The sequence below is a fragment of the Acidovorax sp. GW821-FHT10A04 genome (assembly GCF_059415825.1).
In genome coordinates this window covers 141,877-167,902 of the sequence record NZ_JBWKNZ010000016.1, presented here as the reverse complement: position 1 = coordinate 167,902, position 26,026 = coordinate 141,877, and the positions used below count along the sequence as shown (strand labels likewise).

The following is a 26,026-nucleotide window of genomic DNA, read 5'->3' as shown; positions in this document are numbered from 1 at the left end:
ACCTCGCTTGAATCGGGTGCCGTTATTTTAGTTTTGGGCAGCGGTTTAGGGTTGGGTTTTCACACAGCCTCGGCCGATAGCAGTCATCGTAGCAGTTGGACGATGTGCTCGGCTACATCCCGTAGAGCGTCGCCGTCGAGTCGTCAGGGCGTCGGGTGAGCCTGCGGAGTTTCTCCGGGGCTGGCGCCTCGTCGGGTCGTCGAGTGGTCAGGTGCCGCGTGCCAACCAACTATTGGGCCCCGCTGAGTTCCGCAGTGAACCTCTCCGCCGCTTCTTCTTGGGCCTTGGGAGGCTGCTTGTGCAACGCAAGCAGTAGCGCCGCAATGCTGTCCTGCTCGCAGTAGAGGTAGGCCAGCGGCACCCCTAGAACACCTGCAATGAGCCTAGCGGTGGCCACGGGGGGCTCGTGCACTCCCGCTTCGTACCGGCTGATCCGCACACGGGCGCTTGACTCCTCAATCCCTATCTCGACACCCACGCGCTCCTGAGGCCACCCAAGGCCCTCCCGGAGGGCGCGCATACGTCTCCCCACGATCGTGGCTGAGGTGGACGTGCTGGTGGCAGGCATGTATCGAGTCTCGTAACAAGGCTCGCCCACGTCGTTACGAAAGTCGTAATATTTACAAGCGCTTTATTACGAAAGTCGTTACAATATTTTCGCCGCCAGTTGGATGACACCACTCTGGCATTCCTTTAACTATCAATTAACTATTGGGAGATGTACTTGAAAGATTTTGAAATTGGTAAGGTGCTCACAATGATTGCAACGCTGTCATCTGTAGCTCTGCTCGCGGCATGCTCCGGACCCTCTAGCGAGGAGCTTAAAGAAGCCCAATCAGAATGTGCAAGGTTCTATAAGGAGAAGCGTGCTAAATCTTATAGCGATGTATCTGCCGTTGATCACTGGAATAAAAATGGAAAACTTGTGATTGAACTTGCGGTAAAGGACGAGCGTTCATCGCGTAGCTACACCTCAGGTTTGTGTCTGTACGACAAGGAAAAAGGAACTATAGAAATTCCCGGCCTATTTGAGCAGGCACGCTGGGCCAAGTGACGGCGATTGATATTAATTAACACCAATTGAAAGGAGCAATATGGAGTATGAGTACAAAGTGATTGACGTTGCCGATGGATCGATCAGCTCTCTCCTATTGGGGGAGGGGCGTATCGAAACGAAGGTACTTGAGGCGTACATCAATGCCATGGCCTCCGAGGGATGGAGGATGGTGTTCATGTCCAAGGTCATGCAGCGCCACCTTGTGGTGTCCGACCGGGAAACCCTCATGGTGACTTTCGAGAGGCGCGTCCCGGAGCATGAGCGCGAGGCGAGGGCGGCCAGGTGCATTGACGATGTGATCGCTGCGGAGGACGGTGCCAAGCGTCAGGGGCGCAAGGCCGTATTGGGCACTGCGGGGGTAGTCCTCGGGGTGTCCGCTCTCAATGCCATTGCCGCTGGCAGTCTCGGTGAGGAGTGACCATGGACCTCAATGACAAGATCGCCGCGCGGCGCCGGGAGGTTGAGCGTGAGCGTCAGCAGGCCGCAGCCGAGATTGAAAGGAAGCGCCAACATGCCGCAGCGGAGGAGGCGGCGCGAAGGAAGGCTGAGGAGGACCAGCGCCAGGCCGAGCTGCAGGTGGTTCGCCAGGAGGAGGAAAAGGCGACCGCTTCCGATGTTCGCCAGAGCCTATGGAATCCTGGCTATGTAGCAGCGAATAAATCGAAAAAGACCGTTGAAATCAGCACTGATTCGTTGCCGGGAATTGGGCTGTTGAAGAGCATCCTGCAAGTGTTGATTGCTGGCGGGCTGTGTTTCATTGCGCTGTTCAACCTCTTCAATGCCGATTGGATACGCACAGGTGTGTTCTCCGCGATCGCTTGGGCATACATCGCACACCTAATGAAGAAACGGCGAGAAGCATCTGGTGCACGCCCTATAGGGACACCAGAGAAGACCCTTTGAATGCAAAACTTTTGAGACACACACCTCTATCTTGTAGACACACACTACTTTTACCTCGTTGCGCCCCTGGAGAAATTCTCGGGCGCTTTTTCTTTGTCCATTTGAAAGGAGCTTGATATCAAATCATTTACGACACACAAGGAAATTATGGATCTCTTGAACACCACAAATGATCAGGAGGTCAAATCCATAGTGGGAAATCTGGTGTCAACCATAGAAGCGCAGGGATTTCATATTGAGGATGTGGCTCATGTGTTTCTAGTTGATCCATCGGACACTTCCGCAGCTCTAGCGCAAACCCTTGGGTATTCGCCATTGATCAATCGTTGGAGTGGTGTGTCATACGACGAACCGGGGTTCACCTCTTACTGGGAATGCTTTGTGGAACACCACAACTGGTATGAATTGGTGTGTGTACTGAGTGATGATGGCTTCGGCCACTCGCTACTTATTCCAAAGTCAATTATTGATGTTGATATACACCAACTGTGTGTTAATCATTCAACCAAGGGGTAAATCTGTGTGTTCCAAATCGGCCACCTTCGGGTGGCTTTTTTATGCCCGAAAACTGAGGAAATATGTGTATCTATAACGAAGGATTAAATAAACCTTCATCCATTAACCAACCCAAAAGGAAACACCATGACCATTGAAACACAACAAACTGGCACCCCCACGGCTACCGCAACGGTTACCTCCGTCAAGATCCGCGTGATCCAGGCGGACAGATGCTCGTCCCTCTCCGGGCGAACCTCGATCGACTTCCAGGTCGGCTGCAATGAAAGTGAGCGCCTGTTCATTCGTGTGTTGCGCACGAGTGGAAATGGCTTCTTCAGCAAGGAGTGGGTGCCCTACGACTCTATCGGCCCGCTGCTGGTCAACCCCGTAACGTCGGCTTCTCTGCGTCCTATCTTCCAAGGCAAGTCGGTGAACACCTCAGGGTTCCTGTTGGCTGTAATGAAGCACCTCGGATTCGTCCAGTCGATTCCCGAAGCGCTCCGCGGCTATCAGGTCTTGGAAAACCCCACCTTTGATGAACACACCAAAAAGCTCATTTCTGATGGTGTCGACCTCGCTGATGAACCTCCAAGTTCTATCGGCAAGAAGTCCATTGGCGGGAAGGGCAGGGGCACCAAAAAGAAGCTGGAGAAAGTTGATTAACTGCCCTTGGAGTGGCACTCCGGAGGTGGGTCAAATTTGCCTCTCGTAAGTCCTTGAAATGAAAAGAGTTCCGGGAACACCACTGCGGCCGACACCAAACACCGGCCCTATACCGACCTCCTGAATTTGAAGGAACCTGATGCTGAAGTTGATTGCAATCCTCGCGCTGATCGTCATTGGCCAGTCTGCTCTGTCATCGACGAAGTGGACGTTGCCCCTGCTGATCGGTGCCGTGCTCATCTACTGCTTCCCCCTGCTGATCCTCGTGGTGGCCCTCGCAGTCGCGGGTGTCGCCTACTTCCATATGTTCGATTGAAAGGAACCTTCCCCATGTTTTACGAAGACTGCCTGCTGCGTGCCGTCAATTCCGCCCTGGACGACGACCTCCCCCCGGAACTGCTGCCCCTCACCGTGACCCGACACGCCGGGCTCCTCGCCGGGGTGCCAGCGGACCACCTGGGGGCCCCGTACTGGGGGTGACCCCGACCTATCAGGCGGCTCGCCGGGGCTGCCCTGGGACCAGCCTGGTACCTCCTTGACGCTCCCCCGGGGTGGTGCCGCAAGGTGCTGCTCCGGGGCGATCTCTCCCCTTGTTTTTTGCTGCGACCCCGAGGGCCTGGGAAACTGGAAACCTGGGGCGGTGGCGGGGCCTGGGAACCTGAAAACCTGGGAAGCTGCGAGGGTGGAGGCGCCTGAAAACCCCGGAACCTGGGGCAGCGCTTTTGAACACAACTTAGGGGTTGCCAATCCTCGCGGCAAAATTCGTGCTATACTTCGCTTTGCTAAGGAAATGACCATTTGGTCCCTGGCGCCAAGTAGCACTGATATGTGCACCCCAAAGGTTAGATTTGACCTTCCGCTTGGCACCTTGATGAGTGCATCACTATTGCACCTCCCTGAGCTAGATCGCAGTGATGTCTCCGATCGCAACGTTGTACCTACCCTTAACCGTGGTGGGACATTCGTGAGCGAAACGAGATGTCGTCTCCTCCGAAGGTCCTGCTACCTTCCTTTGAGGAACCTACTGCATGATCGTACAAACTTCGACATCCCTTTCTGGCGCCAACGTCGATCCATCTTTCATCCCCTTCATTGACGTGCGTGACGACGGACTGTCGAACACCACTCCCAAAGTCGCCTTCCCTCCGCTTGCAACAGATCCATCGTCCGTATGGAAGCCTGTGGAGGCGCCCGCGAATCCCCTCCTTGCGTATTCCCTTCGTGGGCAACTTGACGAGCTGAAGAAGCGTGCCGTCGATTCAGTTCCGTTTCTGGGGAAAGTCGCCCTCCTTGGGCAGTGGACGGTGTTCTACGCAGCACCTAACACTGGCAAGACTTTGATCACCCTCAATCTGCTTGCGCGCGCCGTCGCTGATGGTCGTGTGGACCCAGAGAATGTCTATTACGTCAACATGGACGACTCCAGCACTGGCGTCTGTGAGAAGGCGGCAATTGCGGAACAGTATGGTTTCCACACTATTGCTGGCGGCGAACACAACTTCAAGCCTGCGGTGCTCGTGGATAGCCTATCGGAACTTGTGCGCACCAAGACGGCAAAGGGATGTGTGGTCGTTATTGACACCCTGAAGAAGTTCGTTGATCTCATGCAAAAAAGTGAGTGCACCCAGTTTGGTGTTATCGCTCGAAGCTTTGTTCAGGCCGGCGGCACATTGGTTGCCCTTGCTCACACCAACAAGAAGAAGGGTGATGATGGGAAGGATGTGTACGGAGGCACGGCTGACATCGTTCAGGATTGCGACTGCATGTGTGTGATGACAGCAACTAAAGAAGCTACTGGCGATCACGTAGTAGTCCGTTTTGAGAACCAAAAGAAGCGTGGCGATGTGGATCCGGTTGTGCTGTATCGCTACTTGGATCGAGCTGGTGTGTCCTATCAGGAACGATTCGATTCCGTGACGTTGGTGGGTGAGGCCGAACAGGCTCAAGCGTTGATTGCGGCGATGATGGTCAAAGACAGCGACCTCATTCAATTTATCTTGGCAACCCTCCGTAAGAGTTCCATGAACAAGACGGACCTCATCGTCAAGTTGATGCATACGTTTAGGCTCTCCAGAAACGCCGCTAGTCAGGTGATTGGTCGCTACTGCGGGGAAACAGCGGACCACCATCTGTGGAGCTTCGACGTAGTAGATCATGGAGCACATATGTTCAGACTGAACCTCGAAATCATCGCTCACTTCCACCCGGAGCTGTCCGACTTCTGAGCGGTGTGTTGCCAGGCAGGCTCTCAGGTCGCCAGGAACCCAGCCCCACCGGCCTGCCAGGGTTTCAGGTTCCCAGGTTTTCAGGTCCCGGTCCCGTCCACCAGCCTCGGCGAGCCCGGCCGAGGTGGGGGCTGACTTTGGGTGTTCCGGGAAACAACGCGCAGGCGCTCAAGGTCCTGCCAGATTGGCCCAGGGAGGGCCCCGCCGGGTCGGCCCATCCCTACACCCATTCCGGGACGCCACCCCACCCCCTTGGGCCACTCTTGCCCGCCGCCACCGCTGCGGCACCCTCGACTCCGTGACCGGCCCAAAGGCGCGGCCGCACCAATAACTCGCTCCCCCTCGGTCAACTTTGGCGTCATTGCCAAGGTGGGCCGGAGGCTTGCCCATCGATTCTTCAACCACCAGAAAGGAACCCTTCAGCCTATGCCAATCGTCAAATTGAACCCTGCTTTCATCACCAACAGCCTCACCTGCCCAGCCGACAAACCTCGCGTCGAGTGGTGCTGCGATGAGATCCCCGGCCTCTACATTGAGGTCCGTGCAACCAACCCGGGAAAGGGAACCTACTTCCTTCGATACAAGGACGCCAACAACAAAACCTGCCATCAGAAGCTGGGCCGCTCCACGGAAATCAGCCTGCCTGACGCCCGCAAGCAAGCCCGCAAGTACAAGGCGGAAATCGCTCTCGGCGCTGATCCTCGCGGTGATGAGAAAGCCCGCAAGGCTGTGCTCACGTTCGATGAGTTCTTCAAGGATCACTACTTCCCGTACGTGACCCCCAGAAAGCGCTCATGGGACCGTGACGAGCAGCTTTTCAGGTTGCGTATACAGCCGGCATTTGGAAAGAAGCGGCTCAACGAGGTGACGCGCCAGCAGATCCAGACCTTCCATACGGGGCTGCTCGATGGCGGTCTATCGCCGGCGAGCTGCGACCATCACGTGAAGCTCATTCGGTACGCCCTCAACATGGCCATCGAGTGGGACCTTCTCGACAAGAACCCGGCGGCGGGTGTGCCCCTGTTCAATGAGGACAACAAGATCGAGCGCTACCTGAACGAAGACGAGCTGCAGCGCCTCCTGGGTGTTCTGCGAACCGATGACAACAGGACGGTGTGCCAGATCGCATTGTTCCTGCTGAGCACCGGGGCGCGCCTCAACGAAGCCCTGCAGGCTAAGTGGGGGCAGATAGATCGGGCGCAGCGGGTGTGGCGGATTTCAGCGGAGCATTCCAAGTCCAAGAGGATGCGGTCTGTCCCGTTGAATGACTCCGCATTGGACGTGCTGGATCAGTTGTGTACCGAAGGGAAGTTCGCCAATCTGTTCATCAACCAGCAGAGCGGGAAACCCTACACAACGATCATGAAGGTGTGGACCAGGCTGCGCGAGAAAGCCGGATTGCCGGAGCTGCGCATCCATGACCTGCGCCATCAGTTCGCATCGTTCCTGGTCAACAGTGGGCGGTCCTTGTATGAGGTGCAGCAGATCCTCGGGCACTCCGATCCGTCCGTGACCCAGCGGTACGCCCATCTGGACTCAAGGGCGCTGCAGGAGGCCGCGAACAGTGCGTCGGTGATGCTGAAGGCGCCGGTCAAACTGAAGCTGGCTGCGTAATGGTGGGGGCCTCCGGTGCGTTCCTATGAACGTGCTGGAGGCCTCTCTTCGGGCTTGCTAGATTCAGTCCACCTGGAACGTAATCGTTCAAGCTCAGGCGAATGCCTTGAGGTGGGAGCACATCCAATTGCCTTTTCCGTGGCGTTTACAAGCATGTAAATCAGATTGAGAGCATCAACAACCTGGGCTCGTCGAATAGGCTTTTCGTTTGGTTCTTGTCTGAGCATGCGTTTGCCACGGTGGACAACTTGACCCCGATCCTTGATTAGCTTATCTAGTTTTTGTTGGGCCTTGGCTGTGCTGACGTTTCTCCAACTCCAACTGTCTTTAACTTTAATTCCTAGATACGTTTCGAATAGCGAATTTGTGTTCGCTGTGTTGGGAGTGTGGAAAGTTAATAATTCATGAGCTAATGAATCTAGAATGCGATTTTTCCACTCATCTCCTGCCCACAGTGCAATTTCAGGAGGATTCCGTTTTCCCGACTTGGCAGGGTCCATCCAGTTGTGGGCAACCTTGTTAAAAGTAGACTGTACATCGGAGGGCTTCTTCGCCAAGTCGATACGTGATTTTAATTTGGCAGTCACTGTGTCTTCTACAAAAGACTCCCAAGCCGTAACGGCAATAATAAGTGCCGAGCGTTTGAGAGCTTCGAGTTCCGGCGGAGGGCGCCCAACACCGCCGCCAGACTTTTCATCATGAATTTTGATGAGCATAATCGCATCGCTGCATGCAGCTGTAAAATCCCATCGCTGCTCTGTTGCCGAAATGATCTGCGCGTGCTCGTAGGAATCGTAGTAAAAGCCAGATTTGGATTTTCTTGTGATCATGTGTTGAGGCTTTGCGTCATGGTTTAATAAACCAAGAGAAATAGGGCGCTTTGCCACCTGAGCGAATACCAATCCAGTTGAAAATAGTGGCTCCTGGGGGAGAGCTTAAGCATTGATTTTCATGATCCCAAATAAAATCTGTGTCTGCCAGAGCGCTTCCGCCGGAAAGAATGACCATTGCACCGAAAAAGCATTCGCTCCAAGCTCCCCCCGGACCTACTCTTACCACCATGGTGATTTCCTTGGTTCGCATGGAATCACGATAGTCCACATTTTCGTGACCCATATCAATAAGGTCTTTCACGGAGATTTCGCCAAGCACGAAGTGTCCAAAAGGCGCATCTAGTCCGTGATACTTAAAGTCACGGATGAGTGCTATTACGAGCGACTCAAGGTAATTTGACTTAAAATAGATTTGAACTTCGGTTTCAATAAATCTATAATGCCATGCATCACCAGATATCACATCAGGAATTCCAAGACGCTCGCGTACTTTTTCTGCCGGTGTTCCGATTTCTACTGATTCGAGGATATTTCCGGGGGTAGTGCGCCGCACCACCTTTATTGCTGATTTATCGAAGCTGGCAGTGTAATTAATAAAAGATGGCGCATTTTCATGAATTCGCCAAGACATCACAATTGCCTCCGCTCCGATGCCGGAATCGGCTTCTCCTTCAGTAATGACCTCAAGATGGTGCCCATAGGCATCTTTGAATGCAAAAGTGCACGCTGCAGTTCCAGTAGGGCAGGCATGAACTATTTCTCGAAAACCTTTGCCCCAATAGTAAGGACCATTGCCGCCACAAATATCTGGGTGCGAGCTGCTAGAGGGGGGCCGAAGGAGAGGGTGCCAACCAAAGTCAACGAGCTGAGCTCGCGCTAAGTCGTAAGGAAGCCATCGAATTCGCGGTAGCGGTGTGTGTTTTGCAGAAGAGGGCTGGGGTAACTCATCTACGGTTCTTCCATGCAGTGCAAGCAAAACTCTCGCTTCTGCTTGACCTCTCCAAGAATGCAGCAATGCTACCGTATACGAATCAGGATCGTTATCTACCAATTTGGCACAATTTTGACAGAGCCAGATTCCATTTAGAAAAGACGAGCGACTTTCCGCTGTGGCTGCTTTGTCGAAGCGCGGTCCACCAAGTGAAGCCGCTGTGATATGCGCGGCAACTCCAAGATTGAGGGCACGCGCAGGATCAGAGTGCGGTCCAGCCGTCGGTTTGCCACATCTAGGATTCGAGCAAAAAAGGTTTACTCGCTTCGCCAGAACATCCTTGGTTGCGGCTGAAAAGTCATCTCTCGCCATCGTTACCTCATGAAGTAATGGGGGCCATTGACTTTAGGCGAAAGCCGAGCACCATGCTCCGCAATCATTCATCGAGCAATTTCTGCTTAAAGTAGCCCAACCATTCCTTATATCCAGTCATTGGAGAAGCTCTATAGCCATATAGTGCCTTTGTCCAAGTTAATGCAATGCAGTCCTTCATCATTGCATCAAAACCGTCAGCAGTGCCCGGATATTTTCTTCCGGTCTCTCTCAAAGTGAAAATATCGCCCTCGCGGTTATTCCAGCATTTCTGTGGGTTTTGCGCTTTGCCGCGTGTTTGCCTATATGGTGCATCGAAATCGTGACCCTCACCCTCAAGAACGATCACACTTGCGTTCCCTCCGCGAGCCTTCATATATGGGGCCTGATCAATGCAATGCTTAGCTGGACTGTCTTCATCTTCAGCACCCAATACGAATAGCAGAGGTGTGGAAGTGAACGCTTCATTTGAGAAATGATCGAAGCATCCAGGGTAAAGTGCTACCAGGGCCGACAACTGTGCAGGTTGCTTTCCATTGGCTTCGTTGAAAGCTCGGCGCAAGTAGGGTCTCGTGAGATTTAATGCAGTAACGCCACCCATCGATTCACCTATGTGGCCGATCTTCGCATTTTTAAACTCTGCAGTTTCCTTCAGTTGTGTGGCAGCGGATAGAACATCAATAACCTGATTTGTGGATTTCCCTCCGCTACGACGACCCTTGTCATAGTCCATTTGAACGGAATCGAGATTTCGTGCTTGCCAATGCCCAAGCACAACTGCGGTAATACCCGCATCAGAAAGCGCCTTTGCATAATCTGAATGTCGCTTGTCTAGACCTTGGCTTCCGTGACTTACGAGCACAATTGCTTTACTGTCCTTCGCACGCAGGACATAGCCCGGAACCTGCAGTTCTGTGCATTTCCACGAAGGTGTATCAACAAACCCCTCGCATGACTTGCTTGTAAACGACATCGGAGTAAGGCCGGCGGGATTAAACGCAGTCTCTTGCGGGATCTGTGCCGCAGCAGTCAGAGGTATCCCTATCGCCAGCGCAAGTGCCCAACCGACTCGCGATGCATGGTTCATAGCCAACTTCATTGGACGCCCTTCAAAAAAGCCAAAACATCTTTCACAGCCTGCTCTCGCGCTTTGTCATTGCTCTCGATCCCTACCCAACTCGTCTTTTGGCACTTGGATAGAAACGCGTTCCACTCATTGGGCTCGGTAAAGGTCTTTCCTGAATACTTGTCATGCGCCGGGCCCCAACTGCGGTCGTTGGTACCGTAGGGCATCCGCACGTCCATTGAACAACCGTTGAAGTTGCCCTCATTGGCCTTTCGCCAAGACATGTTCAAACGATCGAACACGTGGGTTGCCCCTGGGTAGACTTTGTAGCTCACCGGCAGACCTGCAGCCGCGTACTCATCCGCCAGCTCCATGCAGGGCTTGGGAAGCGTCATGTCGTCTTTCTCGCCGAGCAGCATCAAGATTGGCGCAGGGAGCTTGCTGTGCTGGTCCACGCGGTAGCGCATGTTGCACCCCGGGTAGACGGCCACACCGCCAGCCCATTTCACATCAACAGGAAGGACGTGCTGCTGGTAGGTAGGCCAGGCAGCGTCCAGCAGGGCCTGACCACCTCTCGACCATCCCATGTGGAAGATCTTGCTGCGATCGATCTGGGGATGTGTGGCGAGCAACTTGAGGGCATAGAGGGCGTCCGTGGTGTTGGCCATGGTGTTCCAAGTCAACTGCTTGGTGGCACCCGTCACGCGGTCTTCACCCCGGGGCTTGAAGCTGTCCACTACGAACACGGCATAACCGGCGCCGTTGAGTGCCTTGGCCCACACGTCGAAATAAAGGCTGCTGACGCCCTCGCTTCCGTGTGAGAAGACCACTGCAGGCACCTTGCCCTCTACCCGCGTGTTGGGCATCAGCAGATCGCCATAGACGGTCACCTCTGGCCCTAGTCGGCCTCGGATCAGGGCCCAGCGATGGTCGGGGGTGGAAGAGGTGAACTCGATTCGGCCTGTTTGACCGCTGCTAAGGTCAGCAAGTGGGGCCGCGTTGCCAGTTTGGGTGGCGCAGACAGAGAGCGCAATCGCGATGAAACGTAGGCGTTGGCGACTTGTTTGTGTGTTCATCCCCACCTATCTCTTATACGAGTTGTAGTTCTTCAAATCGTAACGCATTGTGTCTCCCGCTGCGCTCCGACAAATGGGTGAATGCTCCTGTCACGTTGGGACCTACGCCACCAGTTCGCGTCGTTCCTGGTGAACAGCGGGTGGTCGTTGTGCGAGGTGCAGCAGATCCTCGGACACTCCGATCCGTCCGTGACCCAGCGGTACGCCCATCTGGACTCAAGGGTGCTGCAGGAGGCCGCGAACAGCGCTTCAGTGATGCTGAGGGCGCCGGTGAATTCGAAGCTCGCGGCGTAAGAAGGGTGCTGGGAGGGGCAGTGGGTCTCCCAGCTCTTCTGCTGGTAAGAAACAATTTTTACATTTCAAAAAATGTTGTTATAAGGGTATTTGACGCGTGCAACTCCGCCTTCCGGCTGAAATTTGGTGCTGACTTCCACTCATTAAAAAGGATTATCATGGTAGAGCCAAGAATAAGTCTTAATAAGCTGGGCGAGTATATGACAGCTACTTCAGCTAGGAGGAGGCGCATAGTAGAAGATCAAATAAATCCTAAGGACTTCATTGCCGCTCGGTATACGGATGCTCGAGATAAAATCTCCAGTTTCATAGCTGGTGAGATTGATGAGCAGGGGTTAATCGATAGTGCTGAAAACCTGCGGAATCAAATATATGAGAGTAAATTTGTTGCGCAGGATAAAAATCTATCTGCAGATGCAATGGACGATTTTCTGGATATTTCAGATCAGCTGCCGGTGGATTATATATTCGAAAAGGGCGTTGCGGGCGGTTCCTCCATAATGGAGATTTCCGGTGTCGTTGTTTCAGTTAGGCCGGATGTCTATGTTAAAAACGACAGCGGAGAAGTGGTTGGGGCAATTAAGCTTCATTTTCCCAAGTCGAATCCACTTACTACCACTTCTGGGGAGTATGTTGCAACCGCGCTAAGGGCATTCTTGGAAAGTAGTGTTCAAACGCCTATTGATCATAGGTTGTGCATAGTGATTGATGTTCCGTCTTCAAGCGTATTTTCGGCCCCTAAGGCGGGAAAAAAGAGAATGAATGATATTGAAGCGTCTTGCGAGGAAATTAGGGCGCGGTGGCTATTAAAAGCTAGTGAAGCCTAAAAATGATGCATGGACATAATTAAAGTGAGGTGAAAATGGGGCTGACTAAAAGATTGTGGATGGAGCAACTGGAGGAGGAGCACAATGAAGAACGGGCGGAGTGGATTAGAGACCAACTGGGTGATGAAGATGCGGACGAGGATCATCCCAGATGGCATGAGTTGGCGGAGCAGTATAATAATGGCGGTGTAGACTACGACGAATACGATTGGGATATACCAGGGCAAACTCCATTGGCGCTATTTGATGAGTGCATCAATGCGGTTAAAGAGATGCTTGGAGCTAAAGTGAGTATTTCAACGGAGCGAAATCTCCATGTGATGTTATTTGCTCATGTGGTGGCTGCTGTCGAGGGGTTTTTGTCCTCAACTTTTATATTCAAAACACTTTCCTCTCCATTCTATATTAGAGCGTTGGTTGAGAGTGATCCTGAATTTGCAGGCAGAACCCTAACGGTGAAGGAGATCTTTTCGAAGCAGGAAAAATTGCAGGATGAGATCCGGACTTATCTTAAGGAATTGATATTTCACAAACTGAACAAAATCAAGCCCATGTACAAGAGTGTTTTTGGTATTGATTTTGGTGAAATTGACTGGCTCTTTAGGGCGGTAAAACTAAGACATGATTGTGTCCATCGAGCGGGCTATGATAGCAACGGAGCGCAAGTTGAATTGAGTGCGGCGATGATTTCTGATTTGGTGAATTCTTGTGTTGCCTTAATTCATGAGGTAGACGCCAAGATAAAAGCGCTGCCGGAAGTTAGTGAAGACTTTATGGACTTTTGAAAGTATGAAGAGTCAAATGTGCCGAGTTCAATTCTATGTGTGGTCGGCTTGATGCCAAGTTGACTATCTTAGATTGGTAAATTGCTTAAAAATATAGCATCTGCCAATATGTGGCTTGCTTGATTTTCCGGGTACGCTGATTGTCAAAGAATGCAAAACGGGTTTTGCTTTTTGGGCAATGTTAGAATTTCAGGTGATTGTGATTCAGTGTGTCGAAATATAAATAATTTAACACAGCTCAGTTTTAGGAATTTTTGTGCGAAAAGTTATTATTGGTATCTATTTTAATTCTCTTTTGGTGCTTTTATTGGGTTGTTCGGAAAGTACGCCATCGGCGCCATCTCCAGAGTCAAATTCGCCTAATTCGAGCGTCCAAAAGCCGATTACTCTGAAGGAGTTCGGCGTTGGTATGGATATAAAAAAGATAGCTAAGGCGAAGAAGTTTACCGGGCAGTCATACATGTTCGATATGGATTACTTTGGGAAAACTAGATCCTTTGTAGCAACTACCAATGCCAATGGAGCCATCTTTAACTATAAAACTACGTTGGATGGGCCCTTTAACACACTGCAGTCTGCACTGGAGGAAAAGCTCTCAGCGGAAAACTCCAGGCCCATCTCCTTCGATTGCAAGACCAATACCATAAAGCCTGACAGCAGTGCCGATGTAAGCTTCAAAACGTGTAAAGTGACTGGACAAAATGAAGTCCTGACAATTCAGGAAATGAGAATGCAACCGACAGGCAAAGTCGCCGGTCTGAATCAGCTCCCGACAGTTGTTGTTTCAATCGAGCTTGAAGGAACACTACTTGCCTCTGAGGTTAAGGCCGCTGAAGAAAAGGAAAAATCGAAAGCCAAGCAGGCATATGAAGCATCACGAAAGAAGGACATTTGAATAGGGGTTTAATAAAACGCAACGTTGAACTACCATCATCGAGCCCCGAGCTATCCCAGAAAGCGCCTGGAGCATAGTCGGGAAACGCTCGGCGGGGATGCGGCTAACTCGTTGATCCAGATCGGATTTTTCACCCGAATGATGCCGCGCATAGCAGCCAGGGTCGGCATAGGGTCGGCTGAGGAATGGTCGGCGCGAGGGATTGCGAAAACCCCTCGCAAATCTTCAGCTTAGGAAGGGACACCTCGGTCAGCGATCTGGACTGTTAATCCGTAGGTCCCTGGTTCGAGCCCAGGTCGAGGAGCCATTCAGTGGCAGTAAAAGGCTACCTTTCGGGGTGGCCTTTTTGCTTTGGGGTGGTGGTTCATGCTGATCATAGGACGCTGCGATGAGGCGCACATCATCGGTTGATGGCTGAAGGCATCGCGGGTCGGTGTGGCTCGGCGGGTTTGGCGGCGAGGTTGTTGCGTTGCGAGGCTCAGGGGACTGGTCGGGTCAGCGAACTGTCGGCTATGGGCTGATGATGGCCGGCATTGGCGAGTGCTATGTGCGGGTGTCGCGGGCTTCGATGCTGTGGTCGTCTGGGCGAGGTGCATTGAGGCGATAGATGGCGCGCGGATTGATGCCGGATGCATCGATGCTGACTATGGTGGGTTGGCGGTTCGCTGCTGTGCGGCCCATGGAAAGGCAACGCAGCTTGCCTCAACAACAACCTGCTGTCCCTCTACTCGTAAATTCTTTATAGCTTTGATGCAATACAGGGCCCTCTGGCCGCGTGAGAAGTGGCTGAAGAACTCAATTCTCAGGGCTTCAAACGCGTGGAGCAGCAGGGTAGGGCTACGCAGCATCTGAGCCAGAGGTGGGTAGCCTGCAATGCCCAAGGCGTCATCATCATCCTCTACGGGCCAGTCCTTCACGTCGACAGCGAAGCTGTTGTAGGGTCCATCCAAGATCGAAATGAATTCATCAATCGGGATCTCAATGCGGCATGGGAGGGGCTGGCCAACAGGGCATGCTGAACTCAGGATGATGCCCTCTAGTACGAAGGACTTCATTGGTACGGGACTGCCGAGGACGTATGCGATGGCCATTTAAGTTTCTTGGCGGGTGCTAAATAGCATCGGGTGCTCAGTGACGCCTACCGCCTGCCGAATACCTCTCCCGAACTGAGGGCGGCGTAGGCCTTGATTGGTGCTGTCGAGAAGTTCTCAAGGACAAGGCGGCCGCCGAGCGCTGGTGACACAAACGGGGCAAAGACTTGGCCGGCACCTCGCGTCATGCCTCCAGCATTGAGGAGCTGAATCAGGTCGGTCAAGAACCAGGAGCGAAAGAACTCGGGATCGGTGGCGACATCTGTCTTGTACTCTTCATAGGTCTCGCTGACGCCATGGATCTCACCGGACCAGCTATCCAGCAGGAGTACGTGGCCTTGTTCATTCAGCAGGAACAGGTTGCCGAACACCGAAACATGCAGCACCGAGCTATCACCGATGACGGCCTGCCATTGGTTCGAAATCTCTGCGCTGTCGTATTCGCTGGGGTGTAGGAGCGCGTCCGAGAGGTTCATGCTTGCTTATTGCTAAATGGACTGGTGGCGTTGTACGTTGACAGCGATTCAGGCTGGACCGCCTCCATCCAATTGCGCTTCAATAAACTCCCTTGTAAAGGTTATCGTGTCCTTCACATCAGAGATATCGTACTCATCCCACTGAGCATGAGTGGCCTTGGTTCGAACATGCGCGCCTACTCGTGCTCTCTTGGCTTTGGTCGCAGTCAATATGCCCTTGTTGGTCAGTGCTGAAATCAACTGATCAAGAGGCACATCCTTTTCTGGAATTTGGTGCTTTCGACAAACTCGGCGCAGAGTGTCTTCAAAAACTACTCCGGCGATGACCCCCGCTTCTTGCGCTCGCTTGCTCCTTGCGTATTCTTCTGCGTGGTCTAAAAAGTCGTCGAAAGTTTCGGCTCTGGCTTGGTCTGTAAGCGCAACCAATGCGCCCGCGTCAGCGTCACGACACAAGTTACGAAGGACGGCAGCCATGTGTGCCACACCATGATGGATGATGTATCCCCAGCCTTCATCTGCTATTTTGTCAGCAGCCTTGCGGTAGACGGAATCAGGACTTGGGCATGCCAAGTAGACCACGTTGCGAGCTGATGTGAGCCATCCAACACACTCTGCGCGATGCGTTTCCGAGATCACGCGGTCGCTGTTGACATCTCTGCTCAGGAACTCGGCTTCCTCAGCCAGCGCTCGAATGCGATCTTTTAAGTTTCCTTCAATGGTCACAGCGTCTCCGACTTGGTGTTGATCTTCGATAAGTCGATTTAAATAGCAAAAGCAGAGCGGTCCTTATCCACGATCCACACAGGCGCACGGCCCCGACCCGTCCATGTCGCTCCAGTCGCGGGATCGCGGTATTTGGCCTCTACCTTCGTACCCTTGGCGCTGGAGGTGCGAGCCTTCTTGCCGCCCCCGAACACATCTTCGGAGGTCAGTCCGAACTCAGCGATGAGGGCTCTTGCTTCGGCGATGGCGCCTGACTGTTCAGCCTTGCGGGTCTCCTCAATGAGTCTGTCGAGTTCGGCTTTGCGGGCGATGAGTGCTTTGTAGTTGGACATAAATGGAGCCTTTGTTAGTGATGTAGTTGTCATCCTACGGTAAATTTGAATGGGTGCAGACAGCTTCGACCCATTTAAATACTGCGCAACTCCCACGGAGCATGTGGTGGAACAGCCTCTGACCACCTCTCGTTGTCACCCGTTATGAATGGCGGAGGATTGATTCGCAGTGCTTCTCGTGCCGCACGCACCCTGGGCAATAAGTCTCGATAGTCGTTTTTGTGGAAGCGCCCCAATTGCCCGACCTTGTGAGAGGTTTGATCAAGGAATTTGGAAAGCTCAATACTGTTCTCGCCCGCTGCAATGCGACTTTCAAGCACATGAACTTGAGTGCGAATCGCTGAACGGCGATCCTTAGCCCATGAGGCTTTCGTGTTTACAATAACCTTTGTCACAATCATTCGCTGTGACTCTCGGAATATTTCATGCTTCTTTCGCTTGGCTGAGAGACCATTTCTGCGAAGCATCCCATATGCGTCCGCGATAATTCGCTCCAACTCTGTCGGTTCAAGTTGGAATTTGGAGGAAATAGACATATCATCCACATACCGCGAATAGATTATACCGTGGTCAGCGAGCTTCGCTTGTAGAAGTGGTTCAGTGCGCCAAAGGACGAGATTTGCTAAGTAGCTACTTGTGCTAGCGCCTTGAGGTAAGGCTCCGGCCTTTGTCGTTAATTTTGTCAGTAGTTCGGCTACAGCGTCTGAGAATCCAAAGAAGTTGAGCCAGATGTCTTTTACTTTTTCAGAGTCTACCGATGGAAAGAACTGCTGTACATCCTCGCAGATCAGTATTCTGGCATTGGTGTGTATCTTTGCGTTGGTGACGTAGTCGCACCCTCTGAGGCTTCCTGTGAGGTATTCCGGGAATATAACTCGCTGCAAAAAAGCTATCTTGATTCTGTTCTGAATCAACTTGAGGCGCGGTCTGGCTGAAAATACCTCGCGGTCTTTCTTGACCAGTTTCTTTGTATAGGATCTATTGGCAACAGCCGCGACGGCTTGAAGTTCGGCCAAGTCTATTCGTAGGGCCTCCCCTAGCTTTTCAAGCGTCCAAACAGGATCACAAGGATAGATCGGTTTGCTGAGAATAAGGCTCATTGAGAAGCTCCAACGCTGTCATTGCAAGTTGACCTGCAAGCTCTCTGTCTAGTCTTCCTAGCTCATTTCCTTCAGCGCCCAGGAAAAAGAGGATTTCGACGGGCATGCCTAGTGCCTTGGCGATTCGGGTGACGGTGGACAAGGGGGGATCACGCCGATTTCTTTCCAACATGGAAAGGTATGACGCAGAGATGTCTGCTCGCTGAGCCAAATCAGCTTGCGACAACTTCCGCTTCTTTCGAGCCAGTTGGATGGCGTTACCGATGTCCATTTTTCTACCTGCAGAAAACAATGTATGGGCCTGGGGTGATCGGAACATCACATCCAATCGCCAATGTTCGTCAAGATCTTGACGATCACAGCGATGATCTGAACTACACGAGCTGTCAGCGCGAACGCCTCTGCTGTGCGTTGACGCGATCCGAGGTGCATTTCCAGCGCCTCGATTACCGCGTTCAATTCATTCCTCACACCAATGTCGAGTTGGCTTTCGCAAGCATCACGAACCTTCTTCAGGACCGTGATGTGGTTCTTACAAGTTTTCTGATCCATTAGGACCTCCTATACAGAGCGGAATTGCCCTGCGTCCCATTCAAGGCAGCGCCGTAAAGGAGCCAACTCGACACCAAGCCCATCACAGTTGCCGCTGACTGCCGAACGTCCCACCGGAACAGAGCACCAAGCACTCCGCGCCGAGGCACCGGACCAGAGCACATTGCGCTCCGCATCTTGGCGCCGGATGGAAGCACGCTGCGCTCCGCATCCTGAACCTTCGTCGTCCGCTCTCGGCCGGACAGACCGCGAGCTGCGTGTAAGCCTCATCTACTGCCCGATGAAGCGGCGCCATCTCTGGCACCCAACTACTGAGCCTTGCCTTTTCCTGGGTTAAGGAATCAAAAACTTCTTGAACCGCGTCGGGGCCATGTTTCCCCCCGCCGTGCCTCTATTGAAGCACAAAGTCGTACATTTCGGTCGATAAATGAACTGTGAGTGAAGTTATTTTTGGATTCGAGATGTAACGGCGAACTGGCTTGGCCGGATGCTGCACTCTCAGAACGGCGCCCGAGACACCACCACCTCTGCGCGCCCCTCACCCTGGAACACCACCTCACCGGTCGCAATGACCATCACCGTGCACCATTCCCCGTAGCGCAGCACCTCGTAGTGATCAATGGGCAGCGGCAGCACCCGGTCATCCACCACCACGCCATTCTTGACCGGGACACGGAGGAGGGTGGGGTGGCCCATGGGAATGTTCTCGTCAGCCCCGCCGACCCAAAGATGCCTATTTGGATCGGTCGATTTCACAGTGCCACTCCTGCATGTACCAAACCTTGTCTACGCGCTCGTAGCCGATGAACCGGATCATCCCGGCCGTGATGTAGGTCACCCGGGGCTCATACAGCTTGGGGAAGCCTGACCCCAGGGCCTCCAGCACCTCATAGGTCTTGTCCTCGCCCGTGGACTTCTCGTGCTTGAGCCATAGGTCGCCGTAGCCCCTGCGCCTCACGGGTACATGCAGCTGACCTTCCTCTCTCACCAACATGACCTTGACCCGCATGGGGGTGACTGTAGCTGAAAATACTGTATGTATATACAGTATTTGCATGTGCACCCGGTACATCCCACCCCAGGAACGTGACATAGAGCGCGACTGGCACATAGGCAACCGCAACCCCTATCGCTGGTGGGAGGAGGTGCTGCACCCCCAATACCTAGGCCCCTTCCTTCGGAGATCCCCAGCGGGTAGCGCCAGGCCCGTCGAGTTGGTCATTGGGCAATGGGGGCTCATCCCGGCCTTCTCCGCGACGCCCCAGGTGGCCTTCACCACCAGCAACGCCAGGTCAGAGGAGTTGGTGTCCAAGCCAAGCTATCGGCATCCCTGGTTGAACGGTCAGAGGTGCCTGATACCCGCCGTGAGCTTCGATGAGCCCTGCTGGGAATCCGGGGTCAATGAGTGGTGGCGCTTCCACCGCGTGGACGGCAGACCGTGGGCGCTGGCGGGCCTGTGGAATACCTGGACTGATCGGCTGACGGGTGAGGCCTTCGAGAGCTACACCATGCTCACGGTCAATGCGGATGACCACCCGGTGATGTGCCGCATGCACAAACCCAAGTTCCACCCGACGACCCGACGGCCGTTGATCCCCCAGGACAAGCGCAGCGTGATTTCCATCGAGGCCCGTGACGTGGGCACATGGTTGTTCGGCACGGTCCAGCAAGCGCAGCGACTGCTCAAACCACCATCGGTAGAACACCTGAAAGGAGCGCCCCACCATGGCACACACGATCTCGATCTACGCACCACACCTCAACTGTTCGCCTGAGACCTTGGAGCGGGCAAAGGCAGCCGCCGTGGCCACCCTGGAGCGCCTTGGGGTGACCCTTGAGCAGGCCATGGACGCGCGGTTTGAAATCGAATGCTGGGACGACATGGGCTGCCCCGACGACCACAACTTCGCGGATGTGGACGGCAAGCGCTTGGAGGCTTTTCATGCGGCACACCAAGCGGCCATGCAGGTCTGTGGAGTGAACTTCGATGACGGAATGTTCGACATCGGGATAGACGAGGTAGACCTGCCGCAGCATCTGCCCGAATGGCTGCCCGCGTATGGTCCCTTCGCGCTATCGACTTGACCCGTCGATGCTTCCGCCTGCTTCGCGTCAGGTCGTGACAGCCGGGTACGGCGGCACCAGATCGTTCATGGTCAGGTAGCTGGCCACCAGCAGCATCAGCTTGGTGTCGACCTGCGCCACGTCCCTGGGCACCAGGTCGTAGTGGCACAGCGTGCCCACGATGGCGCCGTTGGAGTCCATCACCGGCACGCCCACGTACGACGCCACGGCATCCTTGGCGGGGTGGGATGCCAGGCGTTCGTCGAGCAGTGCGTGGGGCGTCTTGAACGGTGCACCGCTTTCGCGCACATAGCAGCAGTAAGTGGCGGTTTGTGGCACCACGCCGGATGCGATGGCGGAGGGGTCGAGGCGGTCGAAGTGCACGGCGGCAGTGGCCATGCCGTCCTGGAATCGCCAGATGCCGATGTACCGAAAATCGGTCAGGGTGAGCAGCTTGGCCAGCGCATCGCGCACGGACTTCGTTTTGGCGGTGAGGACGAAATCGGCAAAGGTGGCGCTGCTGGGCTTGGTCATGGGATCTCAACGGGGGTGGGCAATTGATTGTGCAGTACCCCGGGCGGTGCTATTGCCTCGCGAAACGGGTCGCCCATCTCCAACCCTGTAGGACAAATGCCCGAGAGCGATGGCATGGGGCGGGGCCTGGCTTTCGCTCTGCGCAAACCAGTACGATCTGCACAAGTCAGGTGGGCAGGCTATGCGCAGGAGAACATTCATGATGATCCGCAAAAGGCCTCGGTGGGGTTGGCAGGCAGCAGCACTGCGGTCGTGCATTGCCATGGCCTGTTGCGGCCTTTTGGGCATGGCCGCATCGGCTGGCGTGACCGACGGCGACCTGTTCGGCCACCGCCTGGGCGCCCGCCTCGTGACGTCGCCGAGCACCATGGGCTACTGGAGCCAGGGGCGGGCCGTCATCATTGTCGACAAGCCGGAGATTCCGCCCGAGTTCGAGAAGCTCGAGCTGCTCACCACCCCCAAGACCTACACCATTGGCAACATCTACGCGACCAAGAGCCTGCCGGAGCGAACCGCCGCCTTCACCCTGGCCGAGAAGTACAAGGACCTGTTGCCCACGCTCTACCGCGAGCAGTGCGTGCGTGAGCGGGATGGCTTTGGCGGGGTGGTGCTGGACATGCGCTGCGGCCAGTACCAGCTGACCATCCAGATCTACTCACCGGACCGGCAGAACCCCAATGGCCTGTACACGGTCCAGGTCGGTTTGACGATGGCCAAGGACACGCGGGTCGGCTACGACTGGCAGGTGCTGCTGGACGAGGAGATGGACGCCGTTGACAAAGAGGGGCGCCAGCGCCGGCTGGAGCAGGCCAGGAAGGACAGGAGCCTGCGCGGCTTTCCATGAACTGGCCTGGCGGATGCCGATGGGAGGCGGATGCACTGCTCGGAGGCTTTAGGGGCCTGCAGCAATGCCTTTCGCCTTGCCCATGGTGGCTTGCGTCACGCAGCGGGGTCGGCAGCCAGGTCGCTGCCGCAGTGCTTGCATTTGATGGCTTCCTTGCGCACCGATTCTGCGCAGAAGGGGCATTTCTTGAAGTCTCCATGTTCGCCGGTGGCCACTGCCTTTTGCTGGCTGGTGTTGCTTGACAGTGCCACGAACAGTGCTGCAATGGGCACCAGGAATGCGGCAAGGCCTGCTGTGGTTCCTGAGCCGCTCACCCCGTACGTAAGCCGTGCAACCACGGGTGCGGCGACGATGCAGATAAGGCCATAAAGCCAGGCTTTCTGCCCCCTCTTGTGGGCGATGACGACCACGGTGACGACCGCGACGAAGTAGAGAATAAATCCGAAAATTGGCTCCATGGCGCCCTCCTTGTGTTTTCGTTTGTACACCGATTCCCGTTGTGGACCGGGTGCGAGGCCGGGCGGCCGCGCACCACGGGTATTCCAGGCGCACGGACTTTAGCGCAAACGGAGCAGTGGGGTGCACGGTCCGTACAGGAAGCCGGTTCGTTGGGTGTCCCGGGCCGCGCCACCTAGGACGGCAGCAGTTTCGTGGCCTGGGAGCGCTTGTGCGCGGTGCGGGGCGATCCCAGCGCCTGCAGCGCCGCCACCGTCTCGCGCAAGCCCCGGTGCAGCCGCTTGTCCTTGCGCACCACCACGGCCAGGGTGCGGGCCAGGGGCGGCGACAGCGGGCGCACCTCCACGGCGCTGCCATGCGTGCCCTGCACGGCCATGCCGGGCAGCACGGCGCAGCCCAGGCCGGCGGCGACCAGTTCCTTGATGGCCTCCACGCTGCCCAGCGACATGGCGGGCTGCAGGGCCACGCCGGCGCGGGCGAACCAGGCGTCGGCGATGCGGCGGGTCTGGCCACCGGGCTCGAACAGCAGCACGGGGTGGCGGGCCAGGTCGGCGGCCTTGACCTTGGGGGGCAAAGCCGTGCCCTTGGGGGCGATGGCGACGAAGGCGTCCTGCAGCACGGGTGTGACGTCGAGCATGCGGCCGCTGGCCGGCAGGGTGACCAGACCCAGGTCCAGCGTGTTGTCTTCCACGGCCTGCACGATGTCGGCCGTGTTGCCGGTGCGCACGGTGATCTCCAGGCCCGGAAAGCGCTGGCGAAGTGCGCCCAGCACCGGCGGCAGCAAGAAGATGCAGGCCGTGGCCCCCGTGCCCAGGCGCACACGGCCTGCCGTGCCGCTGGCGTGGTGGGCCACGGCGTGCAGGGCGTCGGCCACGGCGGCGTCGATGCGGGCCACGTGCACCAGCAGCTCTGCGCCCGCGGCCGTGGGGCGCAGCACGCGGCCCACGCGCTCCACCAGCGGCGTGCCCAGGCGCTTTTCGAGCTGGCGCACCTGCAGGCTCACGGCCGGTTGGGTCAGGTCCAGCCGCTGGGCGGCGGCCGAGAAGCTGCCCAGTTCGATGGCGGTGGCAAAGCCGTGCAGCTGGTCGAGGTTGATGCGTTCCATGGCAAAGAATTTCTCATACTTTGCATAAGTTGCAAAAGCTTCTTTTATGGCCTGCGGCGCGCCACACTGGCGCCATGCATTCCTCCTTCGCGCCCACCTCCTCACTGTCTTCACCCTCTGCCGCAGCACCGCATGTGCGCGATGCGGTCGATGCCGATCTGCCCGCCGTCCAGGCCATCTATGCCCACCATGTGCTCCATGGCCTGGCCTCGTTCGAGGAGGTGCCGCCCGGCGTGGACGAGCTGCGCACCCGCCATGCGGCCGTGCGTGTCGCAGGCCTGCCCTACCTGGTGGCCGAGGTCGACGGCGTGGTGGCGGGCTATGCCTATGCCACGCTGTACCGCCCGCGCTCGGCCTACCGCCACACCGTGGAGGACTCGGTCTACGTGGCCCAGGGCATGGCGGGGCGGGGCATTGGTGCGGCGCTGCTGGCTGTGCTCATCGCGCGCTGCGAGGCGGGGCCCTGGCGCCAGATGCTGGCCACCATAGGGCAGGGCGATGGCAATGCGGGCTCCATCGCGCTGCATGCGCGCATGGGCTTCACGCGCATCGGGGCCTTGCGGTCGGTGGGCTTCAAGCACGGGCAGTGGCTCGATACGGTGCTGATGCAGCGGCCCCTGGGGACGGGCGACGGCACCTTGCCCGCCGTGTGATGGCGTCCCCTGGCGTGATGCGCCGGCTGGTGTGGTGCCTGGGCTTCTCGCAGTTCATCTGCTGGGGCATTTCGTACTACATGCTCGGCGCATTCGGCGAGGCCATGGTGCGCGACCTGGGCTGGCCGCGCACGCTGGTGCACGGAGGTTTTGCGCTGGCGCTGCTGGTGATGGGCGGCGTGTCGGGCCTGGCCGGCCGCTGGGTGGACCAGCGCGGTGGCCGCACCGTGATGGTGGCGGGCTCGCTGCTGCTTTTTACCGGCTGCCTGGGGCTTGCCGTCGGGAAGGGGGTGGCGGCTTACTACCTGGCCTGGGCGGTGGTCGGGCTGGCCATGCGGCTCACGCTGTACGACGCGGCCTTTGCCACGCTGGCCCATGTGGCCGGGCAGGGCGCACGCCGGCCCATGGCGCAGATCACGCTGCTCGGCGGGCTGGCCTCCACGGCCTTCTGGCCGCTGGGGCATGCACTCGCCGAGTCGCTGGGTTGGCGTGGGGCGCTGTGGGTGTATGCGGCGCTGGCGCTGCTCACGGTGCCGCTGCACCTGGCGATTCCGCGCGCTGGCGGGGCGGCGCATGCCACCCAGGTGCCGCCTGCGCCGCCCGAGCCCCTGGCCGCTGCGGGGGCGGACCGCCTGTGGGCGGCCGCGCTGTTTGCCGGGGTGACCACGCTGGTGAATTTTCTCAACGCAGGCATGTCGGCGCACATGGTGGGCCTGCTTGCGGGCCTGGGCCTGGCGCTGCCCCTGGCGGTGGGGATGGGGGCGCTGCGTGGCGTGGGCCAGTCGGGTGCGCGCCTGGCCGAGGTGCTGTTCGGCGCCCGGCTGCACCCGCTGGCGCTGGGGGCGTTTGCCGCACTGCTGCTGCCGCTGGCCTGCCTGGCGGGCGTGTGGGCGGGGCAGGTGCTGGCCATGGCCGTGGTGTTTGCACTGGTGTACGGCGCGGGCAATGGGCTGCTCACCATCACACGGGGCACCTTGCCGCTGGTGCTGTTCGACCACCGCACCTACGGCGCTTTCGTGGGGCGGCTGGTGGCACCGGGGTTTCTGCTGTCGGCCTGTGCGCCGGTGGTCTATGCGGCGGTCATGGATGGGTATGGTGCCGCGGCGGCGCTGTGGATGTCGGTGCTGGTGGCGGCACTGGTGTTTGCGGCATCGATGGCGCTGCAGCTGCGCTTTGGCGCGCGGGCACCGTAAAACGACAACGCCCCGGCACGGGCCGGGGCGTTATGGTCGTTTCAAGGCGCCGCGCTGGCGGCGCAAGGGATTACTTCGGTGCCAGGCGGATGGCGCCGTCCAGGCGGATCACTTCACCGTTGAGCATGTCGTTTTCGAGGATGTGCTTGACCAGCTTGGCATAGTCCTGCGGCGTGCCCAGGCGGCTGGGGAAGGGCACGCCGGCGGCCAGCGCGTCCTGCACTTCCTGGGGCATGCCGAACAGCATGGGCGTGCCGAAGATGCCGGGGGCGATGGTCATGTTGCGGATGCCGTTGCGCGCCAGGTCGCGGGCGATGGGCAGCGTCATGCCGACCACGCCGCCCTTGGACGCGGCGTACGCGGCTTGGCCGATCTGGCCGTCGTAGGCGGCCACGCTGGCGGTGGAGATCAGCACGCCGCGCTCGCCGGTGGCTTCGGGTTCGTTCTTGCTCATGGCCTCGGCGGCCAGGCGGATCATGTTGAAGCTGCCGATCAGGTTCACCGTGATGGTCTTGCTGAACACGGCCAGCGCGTGCGCGCCGTTCTTGCCCACGGTCTTTTCCGCGGGGGCGATGCCCGCGCAGTTCACCAAGCCGGCGAGCTTGCCCAGCGACACGGCCTTGGCCACCACGGCCTGGCCATCGGCCTCGCTGCTCACATCGCACTTCACGAAGGCGCCGCCGATGTCCTTGGCCACGGCCTCGCCCTTGTCGGCCTGCATGTCGGCAATCACCACGGTGCCGCCCTGGGCGGCCAGCATGCGCGCCGTGCCTTCGCCCAGACCCGATGCGCCGCCGGTCACGATGAAAACCTTGCCCTTGATGTCCATGTGCTGTCTCCTGAAAAATGAGTGACGTTAACGTA

36 protein-coding genes and 1 tRNA gene are annotated in these 26,026 nt (G+C 56.6%); 19 read left to right on the top strand and 18 right to left on the bottom strand.

All coding sequences use genetic code 11. The annotated features are described in order from the left end of the window. Positions 1-229: 229 nt before the first annotated feature. Complete coding sequence (locus AC07PF_RS27500; protein WP_494614020.1) at positions 230-520, bottom strand: helix-turn-helix domain-containing protein; 291 nt, start codon at positions 518-520, stop codon at positions 230-232. Positions 521-724: 204 nt separating this feature from the next. On the opposite strand from AC07PF_RS27500, the gene AC07PF_RS27495 reads away from it, so the two are divergent. The 9 genes from AC07PF_RS27495 (at position 725) to AC07PF_RS27455 (ending at position 6,960) form a co-directional block, all read left to right on the top strand. Continuing rightward, a complete protein-coding gene (locus AC07PF_RS27495; protein WP_494614015.1) occupies positions 725-1,054 on the top strand; it encodes a hypothetical protein in 330 nt (109 codons plus the stop codon). A gap of 40 nt (positions 1,055-1,094) precedes the next feature. Continuing rightward, entirely contained in the window at positions 1,095-1,475 is a 381-nt protein-coding gene (locus AC07PF_RS27490; RefSeq protein WP_494614014.1) for a DUF4177 domain-containing protein, read from the top strand. A gap of 2 nt (positions 1,476-1,477) precedes the next feature. Next, positions 1,478-1,960 (top strand): hypothetical protein, encoded by a 483-nt coding sequence (locus tag AC07PF_RS27485; RefSeq protein ID WP_494614013.1) that lies wholly within the window; start codon positions 1,478-1,480, stop codon positions 1,958-1,960. A 147-nt stretch (positions 1,961-2,107) separates the two neighbouring features. Continuing rightward, a complete protein-coding gene (locus tag AC07PF_RS27480) occupies positions 2,108-2,476 on the top strand; it encodes a hypothetical protein (RefSeq protein ID WP_494614012.1) in 369 nt (122 codons plus the stop codon). A 126-nt stretch (positions 2,477-2,602) separates the two neighbouring features. Then, on the top strand, positions 2,603-3,121 hold the full coding sequence (locus AC07PF_RS27475) for a hypothetical protein (protein ID WP_494614011.1): 519 nt from the start codon (positions 2,603-2,605) through the stop codon (positions 3,119-3,121). A gap of 139 nt (positions 3,122-3,260) precedes the next feature. Next, positions 3,261-3,437: a hypothetical protein gene (locus AC07PF_RS27470; RefSeq protein WP_494614010.1), complete on the top strand. Its 177-nt coding sequence runs from the start codon at positions 3,261-3,263 to the stop codon at positions 3,435-3,437. Between the two features lie 14 nt (positions 3,438-3,451). After that, positions 3,452-3,601, top strand: a complete 150-nt coding sequence (locus AC07PF_RS27465) for a hypothetical protein (protein ID WP_494614009.1) — start codon at positions 3,452-3,454, stop codon at positions 3,599-3,601. Positions 3,602-4,149: 548 nt separating this feature from the next. Further along, complete coding sequence (locus tag AC07PF_RS27460; RefSeq protein ID WP_494614008.1) at positions 4,150-5,346, top strand: AAA family ATPase; 1,197 nt, start codon at positions 4,150-4,152, stop codon at positions 5,344-5,346. Positions 5,347-5,772: 426 nt separating this feature from the next. Next, on the top strand, positions 5,773-6,960 hold the full coding sequence (locus tag AC07PF_RS27455; protein WP_494614007.1) for a site-specific integrase: 1,188 nt from the start codon (positions 5,773-5,775) through the stop codon (positions 6,958-6,960). A gap of 23 nt (positions 6,961-6,983) precedes the next feature. Here the strand turns inward: AC07PF_RS27455 and AC07PF_RS27450 are convergent, their stop codons facing one another. The 4 genes from AC07PF_RS27450 to AC07PF_RS27435 form a co-directional block, all read right to left on the bottom strand. After that, the gene (locus AC07PF_RS27450) at positions 6,984-7,790 is read right to left on the bottom strand and encodes a HEPN domain-containing protein (RefSeq protein ID WP_494614006.1); all 807 of its coding nucleotides are present in this window, start codon (positions 7,788-7,790) and stop codon (positions 6,984-6,986) included. Positions 7,791-7,806: 16 nt separating this feature from the next. Then, positions 7,807-9,096, bottom strand: coding sequence for a hypothetical protein (locus tag AC07PF_RS27445; protein ID WP_494614005.1), 1,290 nt, complete (start codon positions 9,094-9,096; stop codon positions 7,807-7,809). Positions 9,097-9,160: 64 nt separating this feature from the next. After that, positions 9,161-10,183, bottom strand: coding sequence for a dienelactone hydrolase family protein (locus AC07PF_RS27440; RefSeq protein ID WP_494614004.1), 1,023 nt, complete (start codon positions 10,181-10,183; stop codon positions 9,161-9,163). 8 nt (positions 10,184-10,191) lie between these two features. Further along, positions 10,192-11,238 (bottom strand): dienelactone hydrolase family protein, encoded by a 1,047-nt coding sequence (locus AC07PF_RS27435; RefSeq protein ID WP_494614003.1) that lies wholly within the window; start codon positions 11,236-11,238, stop codon positions 10,192-10,194. Between the two features lie 81 nt (positions 11,239-11,319). On the opposite strand from AC07PF_RS27435, the gene AC07PF_RS27430 reads away from it, so the two are divergent. From AC07PF_RS27430 to AC07PF_RS27410, 5 genes are all read left to right on the top strand, one after another. Further along, positions 11,320-11,532, top strand: coding sequence for a tyrosine-type recombinase/integrase (locus AC07PF_RS27430; RefSeq protein WP_494614002.1), 213 nt, complete (start codon positions 11,320-11,322; stop codon positions 11,530-11,532). A gap of 20 nt (positions 11,533-11,552) precedes the next feature. Beyond that, positions 11,553-12,359 carry a hypothetical protein gene (locus tag AC07PF_RS27425; RefSeq protein ID WP_494614001.1) on the top strand — a complete coding sequence of 269 codons (807 nt, stop codon included), beginning with the start codon at positions 11,553-11,555 and terminating at the stop codon, positions 12,357-12,359. A 59-nt stretch (positions 12,360-12,418) separates the two neighbouring features. Further along, positions 12,419-13,144 carry a hypothetical protein gene (locus tag AC07PF_RS27420; RefSeq protein WP_494614000.1) on the top strand — a complete coding sequence of 242 codons (726 nt, stop codon included), beginning with the start codon at positions 12,419-12,421 and terminating at the stop codon, positions 13,142-13,144. 256 nt (positions 13,145-13,400) lie between these two features. After that, positions 13,401-14,039, top strand: coding sequence for a hypothetical protein (locus AC07PF_RS27415; protein ID WP_494613999.1), 639 nt, complete (start codon positions 13,401-13,403; stop codon positions 14,037-14,039). 212 nt (positions 14,040-14,251) lie between these two features. Further along, positions 14,252-14,346 (top strand) — tRNA-Asn (locus tag AC07PF_RS27410). A 337-nt stretch (positions 14,347-14,683) separates the two neighbouring features. Here AC07PF_RS27410 and AC07PF_RS27405 read toward each other — a convergent pair. The 9 genes from AC07PF_RS27405 to AC07PF_RS27365 all read right to left on the bottom strand — a co-directional run bounded on the left by AC07PF_RS27405 (position 14,684) and on the right by AC07PF_RS27365 (position 19,271). Beyond that, positions 14,684-15,130 (bottom strand): hypothetical protein, encoded by a 447-nt coding sequence (locus tag AC07PF_RS27405; protein ID WP_494613998.1) that lies wholly within the window; start codon positions 15,128-15,130, stop codon positions 14,684-14,686. Positions 15,131-15,177: 47 nt separating this feature from the next. After that, positions 15,178-15,606 (bottom strand): T6SS immunity protein Tdi1 domain-containing protein, encoded by a 429-nt coding sequence (locus AC07PF_RS27400; protein WP_494613997.1) that lies wholly within the window; start codon positions 15,604-15,606, stop codon positions 15,178-15,180. Positions 15,607-15,654: 48 nt separating this feature from the next. Further along, positions 15,655-16,329: a hypothetical protein gene (locus tag AC07PF_RS27395; protein WP_494613996.1), complete on the bottom strand. Its 675-nt coding sequence runs from the start codon at positions 16,327-16,329 to the stop codon at positions 15,655-15,657. A gap of 38 nt (positions 16,330-16,367) precedes the next feature. After that, positions 16,368-16,661, bottom strand: coding sequence for an H-NS histone family protein (locus AC07PF_RS27390; RefSeq protein WP_494613995.1), 294 nt, complete (start codon positions 16,659-16,661; stop codon positions 16,368-16,370). A gap of 74 nt (positions 16,662-16,735) precedes the next feature. After that, complete coding sequence (locus AC07PF_RS27385; protein ID WP_494613994.1) at positions 16,736-17,761, bottom strand: reverse transcriptase family protein; 1,026 nt, start codon at positions 17,759-17,761, stop codon at positions 16,736-16,738. Next, positions 17,724-18,032, bottom strand: coding sequence for a helix-turn-helix domain-containing protein (locus AC07PF_RS27380; RefSeq protein WP_494613993.1), 309 nt, complete (start codon positions 18,030-18,032; stop codon positions 17,724-17,726). Before AC07PF_RS27380 ends, AC07PF_RS27385 begins: the two co-directional genes overlap by 38 nt. Before the next feature lie 47 nt (positions 18,033-18,079). After that, positions 18,080-18,313 carry a hypothetical protein gene (locus AC07PF_RS27375; protein WP_494613992.1) on the bottom strand — a complete coding sequence of 78 codons (234 nt, stop codon included), beginning with the start codon at positions 18,311-18,313 and terminating at the stop codon, positions 18,080-18,082. Positions 18,314-18,811: 498 nt separating this feature from the next. Beyond that, a complete protein-coding gene (locus AC07PF_RS27370) occupies positions 18,812-19,009 on the bottom strand; it encodes a hypothetical protein (RefSeq protein WP_494613991.1) in 198 nt (65 codons plus the stop codon). A gap of 37 nt (positions 19,010-19,046) precedes the next feature. Next, positions 19,047-19,271 carry a hypothetical protein gene (locus AC07PF_RS27365; protein WP_494613990.1) on the bottom strand — a complete coding sequence of 75 codons (225 nt, stop codon included), beginning with the start codon at positions 19,269-19,271 and terminating at the stop codon, positions 19,047-19,049. A 34-nt stretch (positions 19,272-19,305) separates the two neighbouring features. Between AC07PF_RS27365 and AC07PF_RS27360 the strand changes: the two genes are divergently transcribed. After that, on the top strand, positions 19,306-20,088 hold the full coding sequence (locus tag AC07PF_RS27360) for an SOS response-associated peptidase (RefSeq protein WP_494613989.1): 783 nt from the start codon (positions 19,306-19,308) through the stop codon (positions 20,086-20,088). Continuing rightward, on the top strand, positions 20,039-20,398 hold the full coding sequence (locus AC07PF_RS27355; RefSeq protein WP_494613988.1) for a hypothetical protein: 360 nt from the start codon (positions 20,039-20,041) through the stop codon (positions 20,396-20,398). Before AC07PF_RS27360 ends, AC07PF_RS27355 begins: the two co-directional genes overlap by 50 nt. Positions 20,399-20,425: 27 nt before the next feature. Here the strand turns inward: AC07PF_RS27355 and AC07PF_RS27350 are convergent, their stop codons facing one another. Next, positions 20,426-20,911, bottom strand: coding sequence for a GAF domain-containing protein (locus tag AC07PF_RS27350; protein ID WP_007857907.1), 486 nt, complete (start codon positions 20,909-20,911; stop codon positions 20,426-20,428). Between the two features lie 286 nt (positions 20,912-21,197). On the opposite strand from AC07PF_RS27350, the gene AC07PF_RS27345 reads away from it, so the two are divergent. Beyond that, complete coding sequence (locus tag AC07PF_RS27345) at positions 21,198-21,755, top strand: hypothetical protein (RefSeq protein WP_494613987.1); 558 nt, start codon at positions 21,198-21,200, stop codon at positions 21,753-21,755. Between the two features lie 95 nt (positions 21,756-21,850). Here AC07PF_RS27345 and AC07PF_RS27340 read toward each other — a convergent pair whose 3' ends face one another. Together AC07PF_RS27340 and AC07PF_RS27335 are read right to left on the bottom strand one after the other, a co-directional pair. Further along, a complete protein-coding gene (locus AC07PF_RS27340) occupies positions 21,851-22,213 on the bottom strand; it encodes a zinc ribbon domain-containing protein (protein ID WP_494613986.1) in 363 nt (120 codons plus the stop codon). Positions 22,214-22,386: 173 nt separating this feature from the next. Continuing rightward, the gene (locus tag AC07PF_RS27335) at positions 22,387-23,316 is read right to left on the bottom strand and encodes a LysR family transcriptional regulator (RefSeq protein ID WP_494613985.1); all 930 of its coding nucleotides are present in this window, start codon (positions 23,314-23,316) and stop codon (positions 22,387-22,389) included. Between the two features lie 74 nt (positions 23,317-23,390). Between AC07PF_RS27335 and AC07PF_RS27330 the strand changes: the two genes are divergently transcribed. Both AC07PF_RS27330 and AC07PF_RS27325 read left to right on the top strand, forming a co-directional pair. Then, positions 23,391-23,969, top strand: a complete 579-nt coding sequence (locus tag AC07PF_RS27330) for a GNAT family N-acetyltransferase (protein ID WP_494613984.1) — start codon at positions 23,391-23,393, stop codon at positions 23,967-23,969. Beyond that, on the top strand, positions 23,969-25,162 hold the full coding sequence (locus AC07PF_RS27325; RefSeq protein WP_494614019.1) for an MFS transporter: 1,194 nt from the start codon (positions 23,969-23,971) through the stop codon (positions 25,160-25,162). Before AC07PF_RS27330 ends, AC07PF_RS27325 begins: the two co-directional genes overlap by 1 nt. Positions 25,163-25,232: 70 nt before the next feature. Here AC07PF_RS27325 and AC07PF_RS27320 read toward each other — a convergent pair whose 3' ends face one another. Then, a complete protein-coding gene (locus tag AC07PF_RS27320; protein ID WP_145698309.1) occupies positions 25,233-25,991 on the bottom strand; it encodes a 3-hydroxyacyl-CoA dehydrogenase in 759 nt (252 codons plus the stop codon). Positions 25,992-26,026: the final 35 nt, after the last annotated feature.

Coding starts and splice junctions, on each gene's coding strand:
- AC07PF_RS27400 (WP_494613997.1), bottom strand. CDS start 15,606: ATGAACCTCTCGGACGCGCTCCTACACCCCAGCGAATACGACAGCGCA.
- AC07PF_RS27390 (WP_494613995.1), bottom strand. CDS start 16,661: ATGTCCAACTACAAAGCACTCATCGCCCGCAAAGCCGAACTCGACAGA.
- AC07PF_RS27500 (WP_494614020.1), bottom strand. CDS start 520: ATGCGCGCCCTCCGGGAGGGCCTTGGGTGGCCTCAGGAGCGCGTGGGT.
- AC07PF_RS27335 (WP_494613985.1), bottom strand. CDS start 23,316: ATGGAACGCATCAACCTCGACCAGCTGCACGGCTTTGCCACCGCCATC.
- AC07PF_RS27470 (WP_494614010.1), top strand. CDS start 3,261: ATGCTGAAGTTGATTGCAATCCTCGCGCTGATCGTCATTGGCCAGTCT.
- AC07PF_RS27345 (WP_494613987.1), top strand. CDS start 21,198: ATGGCCGCATCGGCTGGCGTGACCGACGGCGACCTGTTCGGCCACCGC.
- AC07PF_RS27465 (WP_494614009.1), top strand. CDS start 3,452: ATGTTTTACGAAGACTGCCTGCTGCGTGCCGTCAATTCCGCCCTGGAC.
- AC07PF_RS27405 (WP_494613998.1), bottom strand. CDS start 15,130: ATGGCCATCGCATACGTCCTCGGCAGTCCCGTACCAATGAAGTCCTTC.
- AC07PF_RS27490 (WP_494614014.1), top strand. CDS start 1,095: ATGGAGTATGAGTACAAAGTGATTGACGTTGCCGATGGATCGATCAGC.
- AC07PF_RS27375 (WP_494613992.1), bottom strand. CDS start 18,313: ATGGATCAGAAAACTTGTAAGAACCACATCACGGTCCTGAAGAAGGTT.
- AC07PF_RS27450 (WP_494614006.1), bottom strand. CDS start 7,790: ATGATCACAAGAAAATCCAAATCTGGCTTTTACTACGATTCCTACGAG.
- AC07PF_RS27455 (WP_494614007.1), top strand. CDS start 5,773: ATGCCAATCGTCAAATTGAACCCTGCTTTCATCACCAACAGCCTCACC.
- AC07PF_RS27320 (WP_145698309.1), bottom strand. CDS start 25,991: ATGGACATCAAGGGCAAGGTTTTCATCGTGACCGGCGGCGCATCGGGT.
- AC07PF_RS27385 (WP_494613994.1), bottom strand. CDS start 17,761: ATGAGCCTTATTCTCAGCAAACCGATCTATCCTTGTGATCCTGTTTGG.
- AC07PF_RS27325 (WP_494614019.1), top strand. CDS start 23,969: ATGGCGTCCCCTGGCGTGATGCGCCGGCTGGTGTGGTGCCTGGGCTTC.
- AC07PF_RS27430 (WP_494614002.1), top strand. CDS start 11,320: ATGCTCCTGTCACGTTGGGACCTACGCCACCAGTTCGCGTCGTTCCTG.
- AC07PF_RS27360 (WP_494613989.1), top strand. CDS start 19,306: ATGACCTTGACCCGCATGGGGGTGACTGTAGCTGAAAATACTGTATGT.
- AC07PF_RS27445 (WP_494614005.1), bottom strand. CDS start 9,096: ATGGCGAGAGATGACTTTTCAGCCGCAACCAAGGATGTTCTGGCGAAG.
- AC07PF_RS27370 (WP_494613991.1), bottom strand. CDS start 19,009: ATGGGCCACCCCACCCTCCTCCGTGTCCCGGTCAAGAATGGCGTGGTG.
- AC07PF_RS27340 (WP_494613986.1), bottom strand. CDS start 22,213: ATGGAGCCAATTTTCGGATTTATTCTCTACTTCGTCGCGGTCGTCACC.
- AC07PF_RS27355 (WP_494613988.1), top strand. CDS start 20,039: ATGGCACACACGATCTCGATCTACGCACCACACCTCAACTGTTCGCCT.
- AC07PF_RS27480 (WP_494614012.1), top strand. CDS start 2,108: ATGGATCTCTTGAACACCACAAATGATCAGGAGGTCAAATCCATAGTG.
- AC07PF_RS27435 (WP_494614003.1), bottom strand. CDS start 11,238: ATGAACACACAAACAAGTCGCCAACGCCTACGTTTCATCGCGATTGCG.
- AC07PF_RS27330 (WP_494613984.1), top strand. CDS start 23,391: ATGCATTCCTCCTTCGCGCCCACCTCCTCACTGTCTTCACCCTCTGCC.
- AC07PF_RS27350 (WP_007857907.1), bottom strand. CDS start 20,911: ATGACCAAGCCCAGCAGCGCCACCTTTGCCGATTTCGTCCTCACCGCC.
- AC07PF_RS27380 (WP_494613993.1), bottom strand. CDS start 18,032: ATGGACATCGGTAACGCCATCCAACTGGCTCGAAAGAAGCGGAAGTTG.
- AC07PF_RS27420 (WP_494614000.1), top strand. CDS start 12,419: ATGGAGCAACTGGAGGAGGAGCACAATGAAGAACGGGCGGAGTGGATT.
- AC07PF_RS27440 (WP_494614004.1), bottom strand. CDS start 10,183: ATGAACCATGCATCGCGAGTCGGTTGGGCACTTGCGCTGGCGATAGGG.
- AC07PF_RS27460 (WP_494614008.1), top strand. CDS start 4,150: ATGATCGTACAAACTTCGACATCCCTTTCTGGCGCCAACGTCGATCCA.
- AC07PF_RS27475 (WP_494614011.1), top strand. CDS start 2,603: ATGACCATTGAAACACAACAAACTGGCACCCCCACGGCTACCGCAACG.
- AC07PF_RS27485 (WP_494614013.1), top strand. CDS start 1,478: ATGGACCTCAATGACAAGATCGCCGCGCGGCGCCGGGAGGTTGAGCGT.